Raw genomic sequence first — 20602 nt, 5'->3', positions numbered from 1 at the left:
CCCGCAGGCAAGCGCTGTCGGTCCCCGCAGGTAGATTCGATGTCGGACACCCGGCCGTCCGCACCCGGCTGCGTGGCCACCGAACTACGACAGCAGGAGTGATTCGCGTGGATCGTGTCGCGCTGCGCGGCCTCAAGGCCCGGGGCCATCACGGCGTCTTCCCCAAGGAGCGCGAGGAGGGCCAGACCTTCATCGTGGACCTGGTCCTCGGCCTGGACACCCGCCCGGCGGCCGCCGACGACGACCTGACGAAGACCGTGCACTACGGGATCGTCGCCGAAGAGGTCGTCGACGTCGTCCAGGGCGAGCCCGTCGACCTCATCGAAACGCTCGCCGAGCGCATCGCCCAGCAATGCCTCAGCCACGCCGGGGTACAAGAGGTGGAGGTCGTCGTCCACAAACCGGACGCGCCCATCACCGTGCCGTTCGACGACGTGACCATCACGATCACCCGGAGCCGACGATGAAGCCGACGCAGAGCGACCCCACCGTCCAGCCCGTACCGGCCTCCGTCGTCGCGACCGTCGACGCCGCCGACACGACGCTGTCCAACCCCCGCTGGGCCGTCGTGGCCCTCGGCGCCAACCTCGGCAACCGCCTGGAGACCCTCCAGGGCGCCGTCGACGCCCTCGCGGACACCCCCGGCCTCCGGGTCAAGGCCGTCTCCCCCGTGTACGAGACGGAGCCCTGGGGCGTCGAGCCCGGCACCCAGCCCGCGTACTTCAACGCCGTCGCGCTCGTGAAGACGACCCTGCCGCCCTCCTCCCTCCTGGAGCGGGCCCACGCCGTCGAGGAGGCCTTCCACCGCGTCCGCGAGGAGCACTGGGGCGCCCGCACCATCGACGTCGACATCGTCGCCTACGCGGACGTGATCTCCGAGGACCCCGTCCTCACCCTCCCGCACCCCCGCGCCCACCAGCGCGCCTTCGTCCTCGCCCCCTGGCACGACGTGGACCCCGAGGCTCAGCTCCCCGGCCACGGCGCCGTCGCCGCGCTGCTCACCTCCCTCGGCGACCAGGGCATCGCCCGCCGCGCCGACCTGGAACTCCGTCTGCCCGAGTAGTCGTTACGCTTCGTGGCAGACCGCCCACGACGACGACCGACGACGACCACGCGAAGGAACCCCGGTGAAACAACTGCGGCTGAAGGTGCTCGCCGGACTGTTCCTCGTCGCCGGCATCCTCTCCTGGGGTGCCGCCCGGCTCTGGGACACGGTCGGCACCCTCCCCAGCGTGCCGATCGCCGCGCCCATCGTCCTGGCCGTGATCGCGGTGGTCCTCACCGCGACCGCCCTCTCGATCCGCGCCCGCCTCAAGGCCCAGCGCGAGCGCCGCCCCGGCGCCAAGGGCGTCGAGCCCCTGATGGCGGCCCGCGCGGTGGTCTTCGGCCAGGCGAGCGCCCTGGTCGCCGCCCTCGTCGCCGGCATGTACGGCGGCACGGGCGTCTTCCTCCTCGGCTCCCTCGACGTCCCGGCCCGCCGCGACCAGGCCCTCTACGCGGCCTTCTCGGTGGCGGCGGGCATCGCCGTCATCGCGGCCGCCCTCTTCCTGGAGCGCGTCTGCAAACTCCCGGAAGACCCCGAGAACGACGACGAGAACCCGGGCAAGGCCCGGGTCTAGCTAGTTCCCTGTCCGGCGAGGTCTCCCGCGCTCAGCGGCAGAGCTCGTCGAGATCCTCGGAGAAACTCGCGAACTCGGCCTGCGCCTCGCTGACGATTTCCCGGGCGGCCCGGCGCGGCGTGGTCGCGTACCGCCCGGCCAGATCGGCCAGGTCCGCATCCGGGCGCGCCTCCCGCTCCACGTACAGAGCGGCCTCCATCGGCCCGAAGCCGTCGGCCAGCACCCACAGGAAGTCGGACACATTCCCGGCGACCACGCCGCGCTCGCCCTCCGACCCCATGAACACCACAGGCTGCTCGACAAGCGGCTGCCCCGGCCGCACACGCCAGATCGCCGCGAGACCGCCGGTCCCGTCCTGCCCGAAGACGCGGTAGTCACCGCCATCGAGCGCGTGGTTGCCGGTCCAGTGCCGTAGCCAGTCGGTGGTCTCCTCGGCGGAGTCGAAGGCGTCGTACGGCTCGAAGTCGACACCCTCGCCCTCTTCGCCGTAGACGAACTCGACCCGGGCGACAGCGGCCAGCGCGTCAGGAAAGTGGCGGTCGCCGCCGAACGTCTCGATCATCCGCGCAGGCTAACCGCCTCCGCTGCCACCTCTGCTCCCGGGCCCGGCTCTGGCCCTACCAGGGCTCGCGCACGAGGTGCCCGTTCACCAGGAAGGTGGGGTACGGGGCGAGCCGGTAGCCGTAGAAGGTGAAGGGCTTGGTACCCAGGGCGGGGCGGGGGCGGACCTCTTGGACCTTGATCCAGGAGGACTCGGGCGGGTCGAGGGGGTGCTCTTCGGGGGCGAAAGTGCCCCGGCCGGCCCAGCCGTCCGTCACGTAGAGCTGTGAGCGCAGCCCTCGCTTCGGCGGTGTGAACCGAGCTCCGATGATCTGTGCCAGCTCCTCCAGGAACGGAACGTTCGCACTGACGACATGGCAGCCTCCCTGACCCTTGGCACGGCATCCGTCCCCCTCGATGTACCCGTCGAGGAACCCGTCGAAGGTATCGATGTCCCGCAGAACCACACGCGGAAACGCCTGGCGCAAGTGATGGGCATCCCCACCCGCGTAGTGCCGCAGCGCGTCGGAGAGGTACGAGGAGACCACTCGCACGCGGAAACCCGGCAGGTCCCGCTTCAGATAGCCGGACGGCCGGGTCACCGCCTCAAGGCGGGCCGGGAGTCCGGTACAGGCCGTCAGCGCGGTCGCGTACCGGGCCGCGAAGTACTCCTCGTTCACGACCAGCGACACGTAGTTCTTGCCCACCGTGCCGTCGGCACACGTGGCGCCGATGAAGTAGCCGAACTCGTACCCGGGCCTGATCGTCAGCCGCTCCCGGCACAGCTTCCGCGCGTGCGTCCAGGCGACCGTCTTCCCCGCCACGTCCGCCGCGTGCGTCCAGCCGTCCGGCGTGGCCAGCAGCAGATCCGGACTGGCGGAGAACGTCATGTGGTCCGTGACCACGTCGACGGCGGCGCGCGCCTTCACCGCCGAGACGTCCACGACCGTGGTCTGCACCGTCCGGTCGCCGTCCAGCGTCCACATCGCGCTGCCCGGCACCACCTTCTTGGCCTGCGTGCAGCCGTCCACCAGATTGACCAGCATCTTGCTGGTCGGTCCGTACCCCATACCGCCCCCTTGATCAGCGATCAACTCCACTGATCCGGACGGTATGGAGCAAGGCGGGCAGTCCGCTACGAGCGGGCCAATATCAGGGACATAGCCTCAGCGCGTGTAGTAGCGTCACGAAGTTGACCTCGTACCGCCGAGGTCGTCGTCTTCGCGCCCGGCTTGCGGACTCCGCGTAGAGACATGCACATGTGCTCGGCCTCGATCACGACGATCGCACCACGCGCCTCCAGGATCTCCATCAGCGAGTCGGCGATCTGCGTCGTCAGACGCTCCTGCACCTGGGGGCGGCGAGCGAAGACGTCAACCAGGCGCGCCAGCTTCGACAGGCCGGTGATTTTGCCTGATTCGGCCGGAATATAGCCAATGTGGGCTACGCCATGGAATACGAGCAAATGATGTTCACACATGGACGTCAGTTCGATGTCCTTCACGAGGACCATCTCGTCGTGACCGAGGTCGAACGTCGTCGTGAGCACTTCCTCGGGTGTCTGCCGCAGCCCCGCGAAAAGCTCCCTGTACGCCCGAGCCACCCGCCCCGGCGTCTCCCGAAGCCCCTCGCGGTCCGGGTCCTCGCCGACCGCGATGAGGAGCTCGCGTACGGCCGCTTCGGCGCGCTTCTCGTCGAAATCGCCGATCGTGCCCTCGCCGTCCAGCGTCACCGGGTCGGTCATCTCTGTGCCTCGTTCCGTCTGACTGATGTGCGCGAAATGCCGCGCCCCCACAGGCTAGAACCTGTGGGGGCGCGGCAGCCATTCCGGGGTGGAGCAGTCAGTCCTCCGGGGTGTCCACCGGGGCGATCTCGATGCCCTTCGTGGTGTCGACCGCGGGGGACGCCGAGCCGTTCGCGCTGTTCGTCAGGGCGAGCTCCTTGGGGGAGAGCACCGGCGGACGCGTGGACGGGGTACGGCGGGAGGAGCCGGTCCAGGCCGGGCGGGCCGGGCGCTTGACGATGGGGGTGAAGATCTCGGCGATCTCCTCCTTGCCCAGCGTCTCCTTCTCCAGGAGGGCGAGGACCAGGTTGTCGAGGACGTCACGGTTCTCGACGAGGATCTCCCAGGCCTCGTTGTGCGCGGTCTCGATGAGCTTCTTGACCTCTTCGTCGACCAGCGCCGCGACCTCTTCCGAGTAGTCGCGCTGGTGCGCCATCTCACGGCCGAGGAAGGGCTCGGTGTTGTCGCCACCGAACTTGATCGCGCCGAGACGCTCGGTCATGCCGTACTGCGTGACCATCGCGCGAGCGGTGGCCGTGGCCTTCTCGATGTCGTTCGCCGCACCCGTCGTCGGGTCGTGGAAGACGAGCTCCTCGGCCGCACGGCCGCCCAGCATGTACGCCAGCTGGTCGAGCATCTCGTTGCGGGTGGTCGAGTACTTGTCCTCGTCCGGCAGGACCATCGTGTAGCCCAGGGCGCGGCCGCGGGACAGGATGGTGATCTTGTGGACGGGGTCGGAGTTCGGCGAGGCCGCCGCGACGAGGGCGTGGCCGCCCTCGTGGTACGCGGTGATCTTCTTCTCCTTGTCCGACATGATCCGGGTCCGCTTCTGCGGGCCCGCGACCACTCGGTCGATCGCCTCGTCCAGTGCCGCGTTGTCGATCAGCTTCTGGTCACTGCGGGCGGTGAGGAGCGCCGCCTCGTTGAGGACGTTGGAGAGGTCCGCGCCGGTGAAGCCGGGGGTGCGTCGGGCGACGGCGCCGAGGTCGACGTCCGGTGCGACCGGCTTGCCCTTCTGGTGGACCTTGAGGATCTCCAGACGGCCCTGCATGTCCGGGCGGTCGACGGCGATCTGCCGGTCGAAGCGTCCGGGGCGCAGGAGGGCGGGGTCGAGGATGTCGGGCCGGTTCGTGGCGGCGATCAGGATGACGCCGCCCTTCACGTCGAAGCCGTCCATCTCGACGAGCAGCTGGTTGAGCGTCTGCTCACGCTCGTCGTGACCGCCGCCGAGGCCGGCACCGCGGTGGCGTCCGACGGCGTCGATCTCGTCGACGAAGACGATGGCGGGCGCGTTGGCCTTGGCCTGCTCGAAGAGGTCACGGACCCGGGAGGCACCGACACCGACGAACATCTCGACGAAGTCGGAGCCGGAGATCGAGTAGAACGGCACCCCGGCCTCGCCGGCGACGGCGCGCGCGAGGAGCGTCTTGCCGGTTCCGGGCGGGCCGTAGAGCAGGACGCCCTTGGGGATCTTGGCGCCGACGGCCTGGAACTTCGCCGGCTCCTGGAGGAATTCCTTGATCTCGTGGAGTTCCTCGACGGCCTCGTCCGAGCCCGCGACGTCGGCGAAGGTGGTCTTCGGCGTGTCCTTGGTGATGAGCTTCGCCTTGGACTTGCCGAACTGCATGACGCGGGAGCCGCCGCCCTGCATCTGGTTCATCAGGAAGAGGAAGACGACCACGATGAGGACGAAGGGGAGGAGGGAGAGCAGGATCGAGACGAAGGGCGACTGCTTCGTCGGGGAGACGGTGTAGCCCTTCTCGATCTGCCCGGCCTCGAACTTCTCCTGCAGCTTGTCCGCGACGTCGACGCCCTGGGAGCCGATGTAGCTGGCCTGGACCTTGCTGCTGTTGTCGATCTTCTGACCGTCGACGAGCTCGATCTTGATGATCTGCTCGTCACCGGTGGTGACCTTTGCCTGCTTGACCTGGTTCTTGTCGATCGCCTGGACGACCTTGCCGGTGTCCACCGTCTTGTAGCCCTCGGACGAGCCGACGACCTGCATCAGCACGACCACGGCGAGGACGGCCAGCACGATCCACATGACCGGCCCACGGAAGTATCGCTTCACGTCCATCCATACGGAGCGAGAACGCCCCGTCCCTCCTGCCCGTAGGAAAATGCTGCTGTGAGAGCTGCTGTGTGAAAAAGCTGTTCTTCGGACGGTACCTCAGCATCGTCGCCCGCGACCGCCTTCCCATGGTTCAACGGGGGGAAGGCGGTGCGGGTTCCCCGTACAGCGGGTCCGTCGCCGGGGGCGGTCAGCCGCCGTAGACGTGCGGGGCGAGCGTGCCGACGAACGGAAGGTTCCGGTACTTCTCGGCGTAGTCGAGGCCGTAGCCCACGACGAACTCGTTGGGGATGTCGAAACCGATCCACTTGACGTCGATCGCGACCTTCGCGGCCTCGGGCTTGCGCAGCAGCGTGCAGACCTCGAGGGAGGCGGGCTCGCGCGAGCCGAGGTTCGACAGGAGCCAGGACAGGGTCAGGCCGGAGTCGATGATGTCCTCGACGATCAGGACGTGCTTGCCCTTGATGTCGGTGTCGAGGTCCTTGAGGATCCTGACGACGCCCGAGGACTGGGTGCCGGCGCCGTAGGAGGACACGGCCATCCAGTCCATGGTGACGGGAGTGGAAAGGGCGCGAGCCAGATCCGCCATCACCATCACCGCGCCCTTGAGGACGCCGACGATGAGCAGGTCCTTGCCCGCGTATTCCGCGTCGATCTTCGCGGCCAGCTCTGCCAGCTTGGCGTCGATCTCTTCCTTGGTGATGAGCACCGACTGGAGGTCGGTGCCCATGTCCTTCTCGTTCACCCGGGTCACTTTCGTTGCAGCGTGCGTCAGCCTTGCCGGATGACCAGTCTGCCACCCTGGCGGCGGGCTTCGACGCGGCCGGGCAGGTTGATGGCCCCTTGGCCGCGCCAGCCGGTGATGAGCCGGTCGACTTCTTCGATGTGGCGGGCGAAGAGGGAGCCGGCGGGTGCGCCCTCGGCGATGACGGCGCGGCGCAGGACGCGGCGGCGTACGGCGGGGGGCAGGCCGTAGAGCTTGGCGCACTCCAGGGCGCCCGCCTCGTCGCGTACGCGGGTCTCGGCGTCGGCGGCCCAGGTGTCGAGGGCGTCGGCGTCGTCGCGGGAGAGCTGGGCCGTTCGGGCGAGGGCTTCGACGACGCCCTTGCCGAGGGCCTTCTCGAGGGCGGGGAGGCCCTCGTGGCGGAGCCTGGAGCGGGTGTAGGCGGGGTCGCTGTTGTGGGGGTCGTCCCAGACGGCGAGTTCCTGTGCGACGCAGGCCTTGCGGACGGTCTGGCGGTCGAGCTGGAGGAAGGGGCGCCGGTAGCGGCCGGAGGCGCCGGAGATCGCGGCCATGCCGGAGAGCGAGCGGATGCCGGAGCCCCGGGCGAGCCCGAGCAGGACGGTTTCCGCTTGGTCGTCGCGGGTGTGGCCGAGGAGGATCGCGGCGGCTCCGTGGCGCTCGGCGGCGGCGTCGAGGGCCGCGTACCGCGCGTCGCGTGCGGCGGCCTCGGGGCCTCCTTCGCGGCCGACGGTGACGGCGACGGCCTCTGAGGGGGTGAGGCCGAGGGCGGTCATGCGGGCGACGACCTCGCCCGCGCGGGTGTCGGAGCCGTCCTGGAGCCCGTGGTCGACGGTGATGCCGCCGGCGCGCACGGGAAGCTTGCGGGCCTCGAAGGCGAGGGCGGAGGCGAGCGCCATGGAGTCGGCGCCTCCGGAGCAGGCGACGAGCACGAGGGGGGTGTGTGCGTCGCGTGCGGGGGCGGGGTCGGTCTGGTGCTCGGTGAGAACGTCGTGGAGTACGCGGCGGACCGCCAGGCGTATCGCCGCGACCGCAGGATGGGGACCCATGTCCGGTGCCCTTCGTGAATGGGGTGGGGTGCCTCGGTCGGAGTCTTAACGGTCGGAAAGGGGGGTTCGGTCACTCAGAGTGCGTCGATGGTGACAGAAACCCGGCCGTTACCCGAGCATTGCACGCCTCACCCCATGCCCAGGGTCCCTCGGATGGGTGATTGGTGGGGCGTTCCGACGTGTTCCTGTGCCGTGTGCCGCTCCTGTCTCAGGAGTCTGCCTTACGGTGCACCCTCGCGATCCAGTCGGCGGGGGCGGCGATCTCGGTCTTGGTGGGGAGCGTGTTGGGCGAGGTCCAGACGCGGTTGAAACCGTCCATGCCGACCTGGTCGACGACGGCGCGGACGAAGCGCTCGCCGTCGCGGTACTGGCGGAGCTTGGCGTCGAGGCCGAGGAGCTTGCGGAGGGCGAGGTCGAGGCGGGAGGCGCCGCGTGCGCGGCGTTGCTGGAACTTCTCGCGGATCTCGGCGACGGAGGGCACGACCTGGGGCCCGACGCCGTCCATGACGTAGTCGGCGTGGCCTTCGAGGAGGGACATGACGGCGGTGAGGCGGCCGAGGATCTCGCGCTGTTCGGGGGTCTGGACGAGCTCGACGAGGGAGGGGGCGGGTTCGCCCTCCTCGGCTTCGGGGCGGCCGCCGGCGAGGGTCTGCGCGGCCTCGCGGAGGCGTTCGACGACGGTGCCGGGGTCGACGTCGGTGGCGGCGAGGAACGACTGGATCTCGCCCTGGAGGTGGTCGCGGAGCCAGGGGACGGCGGTGAACTGGGTGCGGTGGGTCTCCTCGTGGAGGCAGACCCAGAGCCGGAAGTCGTGCGGGGAGACTTCGAGTTCGCGTTCGACGTGGACGATGTTGGGGGCGACGAGGAGGAGTCGTCCGCCGCCGTTGGCCCCGGCGGGGAGCTCTCGGGTGGCGGGGGCGAAGGTCTCGTACTGGCCGAGGATGCGGGAGGCGAGGAACGACAGCAGCATGCCGAGTTCGACGCCGGTGACCTTGCCTCCGACGGCTCCGAGGACGGCGTTGCCGGGGGTGTTGGAGCGGCGGTCCTGCATCTTGCCGAGGAGCGGGGTGAGGAGCTCGCGGAAGCCGGCGACGTTGGCCTTGATCCAACCGGCCCGGTCGACGACGAGGACGGGGGTGTCGGCGATGGTCCGGGTGTCCGTGCCCTCGGGGAACATCCGCGTGTAGGCGCGGACGTGTTCCTCCGAGGCCTTGGCGTGCTTGCGGAGTTCGGCGACGACCTCGCGGGCTTCGTCGCGGCTGACTTCGGGTCCGGGCCGCACGAGGCGGGTCGCGGTCGCGACCGCGAGGTTCCAGTCGACCATCCCGGATGTGCCTGCGCCACCGATGCTCGTCATGCGTCAACCGTACGGTCTCGAAGGCTGTTCGGGGTGGGTTCGGGACGGCTTCCGTGCGGGTCGGGACGGCGTCCGTGCGGGTCGGGGGCGGTGTCGACGCCGGGGCGGGGGTGGTCAGTCCTGTGCGACGAGGGCGGCGGAGAGGCGGTCGAGGGCGGGCTGCGCCTCGTACGGGGAGAGGGTGCTGCCGGCGAGGAACGCGAAGGCGAGGAGGCGTCCGTCGGCGGTGACGACGGTTCCGGCGAGGGTGTTGACGCCCGTCAGGGTGCCGGTCTTGGCGCGGACGAGTCCGGCGCCCTCGGTGGCCGGCGCGGTGTCGAAGCGGCCGGCGAGCGTGCCGGTGAAGCCGCCGACGGGCAGTCCGGTGAGGAGCGGGCGCAGGGCGGGGCGGGCGGGGTCGGCCGCTCGGGTGAGGAGTCCGGTGAGGAGGGCGGCGGAGACGCGGTCGCGGCGGTCGAGTCCGCTGCCGTCGGCGAAGCGGGCTCCGGCGACGGGGAGGCCGAGGCGGGCGAGTTCCTCCCGGACGGCCTGGGCGGCGCCGTCGAAGCTCGCGGGCTTCTTGCGGGCGAGGGCGGTCTGCCGGGCGAGGGCTTCGGCGAGGTCGTTGTCGCTGTGGGTGAGGGTGTGCTCGACGAGGTCGGCGAGGGGGGCGGAGTGGGTACGGGCGAGGGGGGCGGCCTTCGGGGTGCGGCCGGGGGCCGGGTCGCCGGTGACCTTGATGCCGGCGTCGGCGAGGTGGCCGGCGAAGGCGGCGGCGGTGTCGCCCGCGGGGTCGCCGGTGCGGGGAGCGGGGCCGCTCTCGCTGTCGTCGAGGCGCCCTTCGTCGGTCATGAGGGCGACGACGGGGGCGATGTTCTCGTTGGGGCCGATGGGGTGGATCGAGGGGCCCGGGTAGAGGTTCGTGTCGTACGTGAGGCGTACGGAGGTGTGGCCGCGTGCGGTGAGGGCGCGGGCGGTGTCGGTCGCGAGGGCCTTGAGGCGGGCCGGGTCGAGCGTGGGGTCGCCGCCGCCGGTGAGGGTGACGGTCCGTCCGTCGGGGGCGGCGGTGACGGAGGTGGCGATGCGGTGGTCGGGGCCGAGGGCGGAGAGCGCGGCCGCGGCGGTGGCGATCTTGACCGTGGACGCGGGGGTCATGGGGGTGCCGGCGCCCTCGCCGTACAACTGCTTGCCGGTGGCGGTGTCGACGACGGAGGCCGTCCGCAGCGGGCCGAGCCCGGGGTCGGCGAGGAGCGGTACGAGGAGGGCGGCGAGGTCCGCGGGGCGTCCGGCGGGCGCCGGGGCGTGCAGGGCGGTGAGGACGCCGGGGGCGCTCGGGGCGGGCGCGGGGCGCTTCGGCGGGGCGGGGGCGGCGGGCGGGGCGTGATGTGCGCCACCCGCCTTCGGGGCGGCGGCGCGGGCCCGCTCCGCCGTACGCTGACCCGAGTCCCACGGACCGGCCGCGGTCACCGCCACGGCGGCCAGGGCCAGTCCGAGGGCGGCGGAGCCCGCCGTGAGCTGCCACATCCTCGGCTCGGGCATTGCTGACCAGCCCCTTTCGCGATCACACACGTGCGTGAGGGACACTTAATCACCGCGCGTCGTCGCGAGCATTCACTTGTGTTGATTCAGGAGGAGCCACCCGTGGAGTTCGACGTTCTCATCGAGATCCCCAAGGGATCGCGTAACAAGTACGAGGTCGACCACGAGACGGGTCGCATCCGCCTGGACCGTCGTCTGTTCACGTCGACGGCCTACCCGACCGACTACGGCTACGTCGAGAACACCCTCGGTGAGGACGGCGACCCGCTGGACGCGCTCGTCATCCTCGACGAGCCCACGTTCCCGGGCTGCCTGATCAAGTGCCGCGCCATCGGCATGTTCCGTATGACGGACGAGGCGGGCGGCGACGACAAGCTGCTGTGCGTCCCGGCCACGGACCCGCGCATGGAGCACCTGCGGGACATCCACCACGTGGCGGAGTTCGACCGCCTGGAGATCCAGCACTTCTTCGAGGTCTACAAGGACCTGGAGCCGGGCAAGTCGGTCGAGGGCGCCGACTGGGTCGGCCGCGCCGAGGCCGAGGAAGAGATCGAGAAGTCGTACGCGCGCGCCAAGGAGCAGGGCGGCCACTGAGCCGGTTCTGCACTGAAGGCGTGAAGGCGGTGCACCCCTTGGGTGCACCGCCTTTCGCACATCCGTCGCACACTCATACTGGAATTCACGGTTCCCAGGGAGTGAGGCGGACAGAGTGGTGGCGGAGCCGGACGGCTCGAAGAACGGTCCGGGCGGGGATCCCGAGGGAGCTCCGGAGGACCGGAAGCCGCAGTCGGACGAGGCACGGAGCGCGTTCGTGCCGCCGGCCGGTGTGGAGCAGCCCGCGCCGCCCGAGGAGGAGCACCCGACCTCCGAGTTCGCCCTTCCCCCGGGGCTGACGCCGGAGCCGCCGGCCGAGCAGGAGGGTTCGGCGTTCGCGCCGCCCGCCACCTACTCGGCGAAGAACTCGCCGCCCGCCTTCACCCCGGCGTACGGGGTGCCCCTGGTGCGGCTTTCGCAGGACGCGCCGTGGCAGGACCGGATGCGGACGATGCTGCGGCTGCCGGTGGGTGAGCGGCCGGTGCCCGAGGCGACGCGCAAGGAGGACGAGAGCGGTCCCTCGGTACCGCGGGTGCTCGACCTGACCCTGCGTATCGGCGAGCTGCTGCTCGCGGGCGGGGAGGGCGCGGAGGACGTCGAGGCGGCGATGTTCGCGATCTGCCGCTCGTACGGTCTGGACCGGGTCGAGCCGACGGTGACGTTCACCCTGTTGTCCGTCACCTACCAGCCGTCGCTGGTGGACGACCCGATCACGGCGAACCGGACGGTACGGCGCCGGGGCACGGACTACACGCGGCTCGCGGCGGTGTACACGCTGCTCGCCGACATCAACGCGCAGGCGCACGAGGTGACGCCGGAGGAGGCGTACGGGCGGCTCGCGGAGATACGGCGCAACCGGCACCCGTATCCGGGCTGGGTCCTGACGGCGGCGGCGGGCGTACTCGCCGGCGCGGCCTCGGTGCTGCTCGGCGGTGGTCCGACGGTGTTCTTCGTGGCGGCGCTGGGCGCGGTGCTCGGCGACCGGCTGGCGTGGCTGTTCGCCGGGCGCGGTATGCCCGAGTTCTACCAGTTCCTGGTGGCCGCGATGCCGCCGGCGGCGATGGGGGTGCTGCTGACGATGCTGCACGCCGATCTGCGGCCTTCGGCGGTGATCACCGGTGGCCTGTTCGCGCTGATCCCGGGGCGGGCGCTGGTGGCGGCCGTGCAGGACGGGCTGACCGGCTTCTACATCACGGCCTCGGCCCGGCTCCTGGAGGTCGCGTACTTCTTCGTCGCGATCGTGGTGGGCGTGCTGTCGGTGCTGTACATCGCCGTGCAGTTCGACGCGCAGCTGAACCCGGAGGGGAAGCTGGAGGCGGTGGAGCGGCCGGTGACGCAGATCCTGGCGTCGATGGTGCTGTGCGCGACCTTCGCGATCCTGTTGCAGCAGTCACGGGCGACGGTTCTGTTCGCGACGCTGAACGGCGGGGTGGCGTGGGTGATCTACGCGTCGATAGCGGTGACCGCGAACGGGTCGACGGTCATGGCGACAGCGGTGGCGGCGGGCCTGGTGGGCCTCTTCGGGCAGCTGATCGCCCGCTACCAGCACACCTCGTCGCTGCCGTACGTGACGGCGGCGATCGGGCCGCTGCTGCCCGGTTCGGCGACGTACTTCGGAGTGCTCGCGATCGCCCAGAACAACCTGGACCAGGGCTTCGCCTCGCTGGCGAAGGCGGCGGCCCTGGCTCTGGCGATCGCGATCGGGGTGAACCTGGGAGGCGAGCTGGCCCGCCTCTTCATGCAGGCCCCCGGCGCCGCCGCGGCCCGTCGTGCGGCCAAGCGGACCAGGGGCTTCTAGCTGCTGCGGTGATCCCGGTGCCGGTGGGGCTCAGCGCTTGGCGTGGCGGCCGCGGGAGCCCTGCGGGTTCGGGGTGCCGGGGGCGTCGTGCTCGCTGCCGTCGCCCATGGCCTGCGCCTTCTTCGACTGGGAGCGGGCCCGCAGGAACTCGATCACGATCGGGATCACGGAGATCAGGACGATCCCGATGAGGATCATCTCGATGTGCTTGTGCACGAAGTCGATCTTGCCGAGGGAGGCGCCGAGCAGGGTCACGCCCGCGCCCCACAGCACACCGCCGATGATGTTGAACGTGATGAACGAGCGGTAGTTCATGCGGCTGACGCCCGCGATGATCGGCGTGAACGTCCGCACGATCGGGACGAAGCGGGCCAGGATCAGCGACTTCGGGCCGTGCTTCTCGAAGAACTCGTGCGCCTTCGCGACGTTCTCCTGCTTGAAGAGCTTGGAGTCGGGACGCTTGAAGAGGGCCGGGCCCACCTTCCGGCCGAAGAGGTAACCCACCTGGTCGCCGATGACCGCCGCGGCCACGATGAGGGTGCACACCACCCACAGGGGCTTGTCGAGCTTTCCGGTGGTGACGAGCAGGCCGGTGGTGAAGAGAAGCGAGTCACCGGGCAGGAAGAACCCGATGAGGAGTCCGGACTCGGCGAAGACGATGACGAGGACACCGATCAGACCGAACTCTCCGATCAGAAAGTCCGGGTCCAACCAGCTCGGTCCGAGGGCAAGCGTGTTCACGGGTTCCGGGCTCCTGCGATCGGTGGGGGCATGGGGGACGACTGGCCCCAAGCTATCAACGCGAACCGAACGCGACCGGTTCCACCTGGGTCCACAGGATGCGAAGAGGGCCCGCTCCCCCGAGGCTGGGGGGCCAGGAGGTGTATGCCGATGGGCATCGAGGAGTACGGAGGCGGCCAGGGGTCGCACCCCGACGTACTGGTCGTGACGACGAACGACGTGCCGGGCTTCGAGGTCCGGCAGGTGATCGGTGAGGTCTTCGGGCTCACCGTCCGCTCCCGCCATCTGGGCAGCCAGATCGGCGCGGGCCTCAAGTCGATGGTCGGCGGGGAGCTGAAGGGCCTGACGAAGACCCTCGTGCAGACCCGGAACCAGGCCATGGAGCGCCTGGTGGAGCAGGCTCGGGCGCGCGGCGCGAACGCCGTGCTGATGTTCCGCTTCGACGTGACGGACGCGGCGGACGTGGGCACGGAGGTGTGCGCGTACGGCACGGCGGTGGTGATCGCACCGCGCGCCTGAACCCTGCGGCGGGGCCCTCCCCACAAGGTCGGCCCCGAGGTCGGCTGAGGTCTGCCCTGAGGTCGGCTGGGGTCGGCCCTGAGGTCGGCGCGGCGCGGCGCGGCGTCCCAGTGGGCCGTCGCGTCGCGGCCGCAGCGCGGCGTCCCGTGGAGAGCGGCCCGATCGCGTCGCGGGGGCATGGCGTGCACGTCCGTTCGACCCGAATTTCGAGATGTTGTGCGGCATTTGCTCACTTATGGTGGGCCGGTGGCCACCGATCATGCTCCGCCTCCTCTCTCCGCCGCCGAGACCCCGCCACGGATCCTGCTCCCCCAGGTGCTGCCCGCGCTCGTGGTCGGCGTCGCGGCGAGCCTGCTCTTCCTGGGGATCAGCGCCCTCGCGGAGGAGCTCCAGGGCGTCCTCTGGCACGACCTGCCCGACGCCCTCGGGATCGGCGACTACTCCTCCCTCTGGATCATCAGCATGCTCACGGCGGCGGGCATCGCCGTGGGCCTCGTGGTCTGGAAGGTCCCCGGACACGCCGGGCCCGACCCGGCCTCGGAGGGCCTCGGAGGGGCGCCGCTCGCCCCCGGGATCGTCCCTGGCCTCCTCCTCGCGAGCACGCTCACCCTCGCCGGCGGAGTGAGCCTCGGCCCCGAGAACCCGATCATCGCGGCCAACATCGCCCTCGCCTACTGGCTCGGCCGCAAGGCCGCCCCCGCCCTGCCGGGTGCCATCTGGGTCTCCCTCGCCTCGGCCGCCACCATCGGCGCCCTCTTCGGCACCCCGGTGGCCGCCGCCCTCGTCATCTCCGAGGCTCTCGCCGGCACGCCGGGACGCGGCTCGCTCTGGGACCGGCTCTTCGCCCCGCTGGTCGCCGCCGGCGCCGGGTCCATGACCACCCAGCTGCTCGCCGAGCCCAGCTTCGCCATGGGTCTCCCTCCCCTCACCGACCCCGGCTGGGGCGACCTCCTCGCCGCCATGGCGATCGCCTCCGCCGCGGCCGTCTTCGGCCTCGCCGCCTGCTACCTCTTCCCCCATGTCCACGCCGCCTTCCAGCGCCTGCGCCACCCCATGCTGGTGCTGCCCCTCGGTGGACTCGTCCTCGGCCTCCTGGGCGCCCTCGGCGGACACCTGACCCTCTTCAAGGGACTGGAGGAGATCAAGGAACTCACCTCCTCGATCGGCGGCTGGTCCTCCGGCGAGCTCGCCAAGCTGGCCGTGATCAAACTCCTCGCCCTCCTCGTCGCCGCCTCCTGCGGTTTCCGGGGCGGCCGAATCTTCCCCGCCGTCTTCATCGGCGCCGCCTTCGGGCTGCTCGCCCAGGCCCTCGTCCCCGAGGTCCATCCGGCGGTCGCCATCTCCTCCGCCGTCCTCGGCGTCCTGCTCGCCACCACCCGTCAGGGCTGGATCAGCCTCTTCGTCGGCGCCGTCCTCGCCGCCTCACCCGCGATGCTCGCCCTGCTCTGCCTGGCCTCCCTCCCCGCCTGGCTGATCGTCACCGGCCGCCCCCAGCTCGAACTCGACCCTCAGGGCCGCTCCCTGCACTGACCCCGCCCCTCTTCGGAGAGAACCGGCTCCCTGCACCTCCCCCGCTCCCCCTCTCGGAGAGACCCCCCGCCCTCCCCACCGGACAGAAGGAGTCATCCATGCCGCTCCACCAAGGTCCCGCCGCCTCCCCCTCCGAACCCGTGCGCCGGCTCACGCTCAACCCCTTCTTCGGCGAGGCCAACCCGGTCGGCGGTATGACGGAGGCCCCGCCCCACCACCGGCTCCCCGACGGGCCGCTGCCCCCGTCGAGCGCCTATCAGTTCGTCCACGACGAGCTGATGCTCGACGGCAACTCCCGGCTCAACCTCGCCACCTTCGTCACCACCTGGATGGAGCCCCAGGCGGGGGTCCTGATGAGCGAGTGCCGCGACAAGAACATGATCGACAAGGACGAGTACCCGCGCACCGCCGAACTGGAGCGCCGCTGCGTCGCCATGCTCGCCCACCTGTGGAACGCCCCGGACCCGGCCACCGCCGTCGGCTGCTCCACCACCGGCTCCAGCGAGGCTTGCATGCTCGCCGGCATGGCCCTCAAGCGCCGCTGGACCAAGCGGAACGCCGACCGCTACCCGGGCGCCGCCCGCCCCAACCTGGTCATGGGCGTCAACGTCCAGGTCTGCTGGGACAAGTTCTGCAACTTCTGGGAGGTCGAACCCCGTCTCGTCCCCATGGACGGCGACCGCTTCCACCTCGACGCCGAGTCCGCCGCCGCGCTCTGCGACGAGAACACCATCGGCGTCGTCGCCGTCCTCGGCTCGACCTTCGACGGCTCCTACGAACCCGTCGCCGAGATCTGCGCCGCCCTGGACGCCCTCCAGGAACGCACCGGTCTCGACATCCCCGTCCACGTCGACGGCGCCTCCGGCGGCATGGTCGCCCCCTTCCTCGACGACGACCTGGTGTGGGACTTCCGGCTCCCCCGCGTCTCCTCCATCAACACCTCCGGTCACAAGTACGGTCTGGTCTACCCGGGCGTCGGCTGGGCCCTGTGGCGCTCCCCCGCCGAACTCCCCGAGGAACTCGTCTTCCGCGTCAACTACCTGGGCGGCGACATGCCCACCTTCGCCCTCAACTTCTCCCGGCCGGGCGCCCAGGTCGTCGCGCAGTACTACACCTTCCTCAGGCTCGGACGGGAGGGCTACCGGGTGGTGCAGCAGACCTCCCGCGACATCGCCCGCGGCCTCGCCGAACGGATCGAGGCCCTGGGCGACTTCCGCCTCCTCACCCGCGGCGACCAACTACCCGTCTTCGCCTTCACCACCACCCCCGACGTCACCTCCTTCAACGTCTTCGACGTCTCCCGGCGGCTCCGCGAGCACGGCTGGCTGGTCCCCGCCTACACCTTCCCCGCCAACCGCGAGGACCTGTCCGTGCTGCGCGTGGTCTGCCGCAACGGCTTCTCCGCCGACCTCGCCGGACTCCTCGTCGAGGATCTGAGCCGACTGCTGCCCGAACTGCGGAGCCAGTCCCATCCGTTCACCCACGACGAGAGCACGGCGACCTCCTTCCACCACTAGGGCTCCTGCCGCGCCCCGACCCGGTCAGTCACCGACCGGGTCGTCGCAGGCCAGCCGGAACTTCGACCAGCGCACCCCGTCCACGGTCAGCGCGTACTCGCAGCGCGACGCCTCACGCAGCAGGCCCAGCGGGGTGCGGCGGGTGTGGTGCGACCCCTCGTCGAGCCGGGCGAACGTACGCCCGCCGTCCACGCTCCCGTACCCCGAGAGCTCCGCGCCGATCTCCACCCGGCCGCCGGGCCCCGGGACCGGCAGGCCGAGCAGACTGCGGGGCTGTTCGCTCGGCCCCGTCGTCCACATCCGCTGCCAGGTCCTGCCGCCGTCCACCGACCGGTGCAGCGCCCTCATCGGGTTCTTGACGGGCTCACCGCCCACCAACTCCCCCATCTCCGCCGCGTACACCGCGTCCCTGCCCACCGCCACCGCCGTGTGCCATCCGGGGCTCGCGACGGGACTCGGCAGCCGGCTGACCGTCCAGCGACGGCCCCCGTCCCGGGAGACGGCGACCGCCGCCCGCCCGGACAGCGGGTCCGTACCCGAGACCCACCAGGACCCGTCGGGCTCCGGCTGCTCCTGGGGACGGGGATGCGCCCCCAGGAGGGGGACCCGGGCCAGCGCCCGGCGTCGGCCGTCCTGCGGCGAGATCACTACGAGACGCTGCCGCTCGCAGTCGTCCGGCAGGGCCTCGGACGGCGCGGCGCAGTCGGTGCCGAGCACCGCCCCGACGGGTATCTCCGGGATCGTCCCGACCGTACGCCGGTCGCCCGCCCGCCAGTTGCGCCCGCCGTCCTTCGTGAACCAGGTCCGCGAGCCCGGCTCGGCGCCGCCCTCCTCGACGAGCGCCCGGCCGGGGCCGAGGGGCACCAGATCCGCCGATATGCCGTCCGTCCCCGACACCCGCGGCAGCGGGGACCGCCGCAGCACCCATTCCTTCGCCCCCGCGTCCCGCACGGCCACATGCTGCCGGCAGAAGCCGTTCGCCGGGGCCGCCGGGTCACTCACACACGAGGCGAGCAGCGCGAACCCGCTGCCGTCCCGCGCGAAGCCCAGACTGTGCGCCCAGCCGGGCAGCCCCGGCGCCGACGGAATCCGGGGCGGCGCCCCGAACAGTCCCGGATCGGGCCGCGCCACCGGGCCCTTGCCGACCGGACCGTCGCCTCCCGGGCCCTTGCCGACCGGACCGTCGCCTCCCGGCCCCTTGCCGACCGGACCGTCGCCCACCGGACCGTCGCCCACAGGACTCGAAGCGCCCGAAGCGCCCGGAACGCCCGAACCCCCTTCCCCCACAGCCGACTTCGACTCCGTACACCCGCTCAACACCGCCAACACCAGCGCCACGACGGCGCCGGCCACTCCTCCCACCGGCCTGCGCATCGCACGTCCCCCTGTCCTCCCTCGGGCGGTCCGCGGTGAACCGCTGCTTTCAATACACCGCTCACCGCCCCCGGGTTCCCACCTCCGCGCCACTGCTTCCCGGCTACTTCCCCAGCCGTCCGAACTTCCGTACCGCCAGCGGGAAGAAGACCGCGAGCAGCACCAGCGGCCAGACCACCGCCGCCCAGACGTGCCCCGGCTCACCACCCGGATTGCCGAAGAGCTCACGGACCGCCGTCGCGGTCGCCGACATCGGGTTCCACTCCACGAACGTGCCGAGCCAGCCCGGCATCGAGTCCGGCGAGGCGAAGGCGTTGGAGAGGAAACCGACGGGCCAGACCAGGATCTGCACCGCCTGCACCAGCTCGGCCCGCCCCGCGACCAGCGCGAGGAAGATCCCGATCCACAGCATCGCGAACCGCAGCAGGAGCAGCAGCCCCAGCGCGCCCAGGGTGCTCCCCAGGCCCCTGTCGGCCCGCCAGCCGATCGCGTACCCGACGCCGACCATCACGAGCAGCCCCACCGCCGACTGGAGCATGTCGGCGGCCGCCCGCCCCACGAGCACCGCGCCGTCGGTCATCGGCATCGCCCGGAACCGGTCGATCACGCCCTTGTTCAGGTCCTGCGTCACCGCCGTCATGGTGCCTTCGAGCCCGAACACCATGGTCAGCGTGAGCATCCCGGGCACCAGGAAGTCGACGTAGTCGCCGTCGACGCTCCGGCCACCGCCGACGAGGTAGCCGAACATCAGCAGCATCATCACCGGGAACACGAGCCCGATCAGGACCTGGACCGGCTGCCGCGCCCAGTGCGCCAGCTCACGGCGGGTCATCGTCCAGCAGTCGCTCACCACGTACGCGGCACTCATGCCGTCACCTCCTGCCGCAGGGGTTCGTTCCGGTCCGTCAGGTGCAGGAAGACCTCGTCCAGCGTCGGCCGCCGCAGGGCGATGTCCTCCGCCTCGATCCCCGCCGCCGCCAGCACCCGCACGGTCTCGGCGAGCGAGGCCATCCGGTCCGCCACCGGCGCGCTGAGCAGCCGCCGGTCGGCGTCCACGCTCACCTCGGCCCGCGGCACGGGCAGCAGCCCGGCCGCCTCGTCGAGCCGCGCCCCGTCCCGTACGACCACGTCGATGCGGTCCACGCCGACCCGCGCCTTGAGCTCGTCGGCGGTGCCGTCGGCCACGACCCGCCCCTGGTCCACGACCGAGATCCGGTCGGCGAGCTGGTCGGCCTCCTCCAGGTACTGCGTGGTCAGCAGCACCGTGGTGCCCCCGCCGACGAGCGAGCGCACCGACTCCCAGACCTCGCCACGCCCGCGTGGGTCGAGTCCGGTCGTCGGCTCGTCGAGGAAGAGCACCTCGGGCTCCGTGATCAGGGAGGCCGCCAGGTCGAGCCGCCGCCGCATGCCGCCGCTGAACTGCTTGACCGGCTTGCGGCCGGTGTCGGTGAGGCCGAAGCGCTCCAGGAGCTCGTCGGCGCGCGTGCCCGCGCGCCGCGCGCCGAGGTGGTGGAGCCGCCCGAACATCTCCAGGTTCTGCCGACCGCCCAGCTCCTCGTCCAGCGCCGCGTGCTGCCCGAGGAGCCCGATCCGCCGCCGTACCTCCCGGGCCTCGGTCCGTACGTCGTGCCCCGCCACCCGCACCAGGCCCTCGTCGTGGCGGAGCAGCGTGGCCAGGATCCGTACGGTCGTCGTCTTGCCCGCGCCGTTGGGCCCGAGCAGGCCGTGGACCGTGCCGCGCCGGACCGTGAGGTCGAGGCCGGCCAGGGCGTCCTTCTCGCCGTACCGCTTGCGCGCGCCCTCCACGAGGATCGCGTCCGCAGTCGCTGTCATCTCGATTCCTCCCGAAA

20 protein-coding genes are annotated in these 20602 nt (G+C 71.2%); 8 read left to right on the top strand and 12 right to left on the bottom strand.

The window, feature by feature from the left end; genetic code table 11:
* Positions 1-107: 107 nt before the first annotated feature.
* The 3 genes from folB to N5875_RS21475 all read left to right on the top strand — a co-directional run bounded on the left by folB (position 108) and on the right by N5875_RS21475 (position 1619).
* Positions 108-467, top strand: a complete 360-nt coding sequence (gene folB, locus N5875_RS21485; RefSeq protein WP_056569486.1) for a dihydroneopterin aldolase — start codon at positions 108-110, stop codon at positions 465-467.
* Positions 464-1063, top strand: a complete 600-nt coding sequence (folK, locus tag N5875_RS21480; RefSeq protein ID WP_318210630.1) for a 2-amino-4-hydroxy-6-hydroxymethyldihydropteridine diphosphokinase — start codon at positions 464-466, stop codon at positions 1061-1063. Before folB ends, folK begins: the two co-directional genes overlap by 4 nt.
* Positions 1064-1127: 64 nt before the next feature.
* The gene (locus N5875_RS21475) at positions 1128-1619 is read left to right on the top strand and encodes a DUF3180 domain-containing protein (protein WP_318210629.1); all 492 of its coding nucleotides are present in this window, start codon (positions 1128-1130) and stop codon (positions 1617-1619) included.
* A 31-nt stretch (positions 1620-1650) separates the two neighbouring features.
* Here the strand turns inward: N5875_RS21475 and N5875_RS21470 are convergent, their stop codons facing one another.
* The 8 genes from N5875_RS21470 to dacB form a co-directional block, all read right to left on the bottom strand.
* On the bottom strand, positions 1651-2181 hold the full coding sequence (locus N5875_RS21470; RefSeq protein ID WP_318210628.1) for an SMI1/KNR4 family protein: 531 nt from the start codon (positions 2179-2181) through the stop codon (positions 1651-1653).
* A gap of 55 nt (positions 2182-2236) precedes the next feature.
* Positions 2237-3229 carry a hypothetical protein gene (locus N5875_RS21465; RefSeq protein ID WP_338495459.1) on the bottom strand — a complete coding sequence of 331 codons (993 nt, stop codon included), beginning with the start codon at positions 3227-3229 and terminating at the stop codon, positions 2237-2239.
* A gap of 65 nt (positions 3230-3294) precedes the next feature.
* Complete coding sequence (gene folE, locus N5875_RS21460) at positions 3295-3903, bottom strand: GTP cyclohydrolase I FolE (RefSeq protein WP_318210625.1); 609 nt, start codon at positions 3901-3903, stop codon at positions 3295-3297.
* 97 nt (positions 3904-4000) lie between these two features.
* Positions 4001-6019: an ATP-dependent zinc metalloprotease FtsH gene (gene ftsH / locus N5875_RS21455; protein ID WP_318210624.1), complete on the bottom strand. Its 2019-nt coding sequence runs from the start codon at positions 6017-6019 to the stop codon at positions 4001-4003.
* A gap of 184 nt (positions 6020-6203) precedes the next feature.
* On the bottom strand, positions 6204-6743 hold the full coding sequence (gene hpt, locus N5875_RS21450; protein WP_030219931.1) for a hypoxanthine phosphoribosyltransferase: 540 nt from the start codon (positions 6741-6743) through the stop codon (positions 6204-6206).
* 41 nt (positions 6744-6784) lie between these two features.
* The gene (gene tilS, locus N5875_RS21445; RefSeq protein ID WP_266966783.1) at positions 6785-7804 is read right to left on the bottom strand and encodes a tRNA lysidine(34) synthetase TilS; all 1020 of its coding nucleotides are present in this window, start codon (positions 7802-7804) and stop codon (positions 6785-6787) included.
* A 208-nt stretch (positions 7805-8012) separates the two neighbouring features.
* On the bottom strand, positions 8013-9161 hold the full coding sequence (locus N5875_RS21440) for a zinc-dependent metalloprotease (RefSeq protein WP_318210623.1): 1149 nt from the start codon (positions 9159-9161) through the stop codon (positions 8013-8015).
* 114 nt (positions 9162-9275) lie between these two features.
* Entirely contained in the window at positions 9276-10679 is a 1404-nt protein-coding gene (dacB, locus tag N5875_RS21435; RefSeq protein WP_338495457.1) for a D-alanyl-D-alanine carboxypeptidase/D-alanyl-D-alanine-endopeptidase, read from the bottom strand.
* A 102-nt stretch (positions 10680-10781) separates the two neighbouring features.
* Here dacB and N5875_RS21430 point away from each other — a divergent pair, with 102 nt between their 5' ends.
* Positions 10782-11273, top strand: a complete 492-nt coding sequence (locus N5875_RS21430; protein WP_024758444.1) for an inorganic diphosphatase — start codon at positions 10782-10784, stop codon at positions 11271-11273.
* 115 nt (positions 11274-11388) lie between these two features.
* Entirely contained in the window at positions 11389-13071 is a 1683-nt protein-coding gene (locus N5875_RS21425; protein ID WP_318210621.1) for a threonine/serine exporter family protein, read from the top strand.
* 30 nt (positions 13072-13101) lie between these two features.
* On the opposite strand, the gene N5875_RS21420 is transcribed toward N5875_RS21425, so the two are convergent.
* Positions 13102-13812, bottom strand: a complete 711-nt coding sequence (locus N5875_RS21420) for a VTT domain-containing protein (protein WP_318210620.1) — start codon at positions 13810-13812, stop codon at positions 13102-13104.
* Positions 13813-13962: 150 nt separating this feature from the next.
* Between N5875_RS21420 and N5875_RS21415 the strand changes: the two genes are divergently transcribed.
* From N5875_RS21415 to N5875_RS21405, 3 genes are all read left to right on the top strand, one after another.
* Positions 13963-14331 carry a YbjQ family protein gene (locus tag N5875_RS21415; RefSeq protein ID WP_318210619.1) on the top strand — a complete coding sequence of 123 codons (369 nt, stop codon included), beginning with the start codon at positions 13963-13965 and terminating at the stop codon, positions 14329-14331.
* Between the two features lie 246 nt (positions 14332-14577).
* Entirely contained in the window at positions 14578-15861 is a 1284-nt protein-coding gene (locus tag N5875_RS21410) for an ion channel protein (RefSeq protein WP_338495451.1), read from the top strand.
* Positions 15862-15959: 98 nt separating this feature from the next.
* Positions 15960-17378: a glutamate decarboxylase gene (locus tag N5875_RS21405; RefSeq protein ID WP_318210617.1), complete on the top strand. Its 1419-nt coding sequence runs from the start codon at positions 15960-15962 to the stop codon at positions 17376-17378.
* Between the two features lie 24 nt (positions 17379-17402).
* Here N5875_RS21405 and N5875_RS21400 read toward each other — a convergent pair whose 3' ends face one another.
* The 3 genes from N5875_RS21400 to N5875_RS21390 form a co-directional block, all read right to left on the bottom strand.
* A complete protein-coding gene (locus tag N5875_RS21400; protein WP_338495449.1) occupies positions 17403-18599 on the bottom strand; it encodes an exo-alpha-sialidase in 1197 nt (398 codons plus the stop codon).
* A gap of 256 nt (positions 18600-18855) precedes the next feature.
* The gene (locus N5875_RS21395) at positions 18856-19620 is read right to left on the bottom strand and encodes an ABC transporter permease (RefSeq protein WP_318210615.1); all 765 of its coding nucleotides are present in this window, start codon (positions 19618-19620) and stop codon (positions 18856-18858) included.
* Positions 19617-20585 carry an ATP-binding cassette domain-containing protein gene (locus tag N5875_RS21390; protein ID WP_338495448.1) on the bottom strand — a complete coding sequence of 323 codons (969 nt, stop codon included), beginning with the start codon at positions 20583-20585 and terminating at the stop codon, positions 19617-19619. The genes N5875_RS21395 and N5875_RS21390 overlap by 4 nt, the downstream gene beginning before the upstream one ends.
* Between the last annotated feature and the right edge of the window lie 17 nt (positions 20586-20602).

The sequence above is a fragment of the Streptomyces sp. SJL17-4 genome, assembly GCF_036826855.1.
Classification (GTDB): Bacteria; Actinomycetota; Actinomycetes; order Streptomycetales; family Streptomycetaceae; genus Streptomyces.
The sequence above is the reverse complement of the archived record's forward strand: the minus strand, read 5'-3'. Positions and strand labels throughout refer to the sequence as shown.

What these genes read in the sequence shown, in the direction of transcription:
- dacB (WP_338495457.1), bottom strand. Translation starts at nt 10,679, where the DNA reads ATGCCCGAGCCGAGGATGTGGCAGCTCACGGCGGGCTCCGCCGCCCTC.
- folE (WP_318210625.1), bottom strand. Translation starts at nt 3,903, where the DNA reads ATGACCGACCCGGTGACGCTGGACGGCGAGGGCACGATCGGCGATTTC.
- N5875_RS21390 (WP_338495448.1), bottom strand. Translation starts at nt 20,585, where the DNA reads ATGACAGCGACTGCGGACGCGATCCTCGTGGAGGGCGCGCGCAAGCGG.
- N5875_RS21395 (WP_318210615.1), bottom strand. Translation starts at nt 19,620, where the DNA reads ATGAGTGCCGCGTACGTGGTGAGCGACTGCTGGACGATGACCCGCCGT.
- hpt (WP_030219931.1), bottom strand. Translation starts at nt 6,743, where the DNA reads ATGGGCACCGACCTCCAGTCGGTGCTCATCACCAAGGAAGAGATCGAC.
- N5875_RS21415 (WP_318210619.1), top strand. Translation starts at nt 13,963, where the DNA reads ATGGGCATCGAGGAGTACGGAGGCGGCCAGGGGTCGCACCCCGACGTA.
- folK (WP_318210630.1), top strand. Translation starts at nt 464, where the DNA reads ATGAAGCCGACGCAGAGCGACCCCACCGTCCAGCCCGTACCGGCCTCC.
- ftsH (WP_318210624.1), bottom strand. Translation starts at nt 6,019, where the DNA reads ATGGACGTGAAGCGATACTTCCGTGGGCCGGTCATGTGGATCGTGCTG.
- N5875_RS21405 (WP_318210617.1), top strand. Translation starts at nt 15,960, where the DNA reads ATGCCGCTCCACCAAGGTCCCGCCGCCTCCCCCTCCGAACCCGTGCGC.
- N5875_RS21465 (WP_338495459.1), bottom strand. Translation starts at nt 3,229, where the DNA reads ATGGGGTACGGACCGACCAGCAAGATGCTGGTCAATCTGGTGGACGGC.
- tilS (WP_266966783.1), bottom strand. Translation starts at nt 7,804, where the DNA reads ATGGGTCCCCATCCTGCGGTCGCGGCGATACGCCTGGCGGTCCGCCGC.
- N5875_RS21470 (WP_318210628.1), bottom strand. Translation starts at nt 2,181, where the DNA reads ATGATCGAGACGTTCGGCGGCGACCGCCACTTTCCTGACGCGCTGGCC.
- N5875_RS21440 (WP_318210623.1), bottom strand. Translation starts at nt 9,161, where the DNA reads ATGACGAGCATCGGTGGCGCAGGCACATCCGGGATGGTCGACTGGAAC.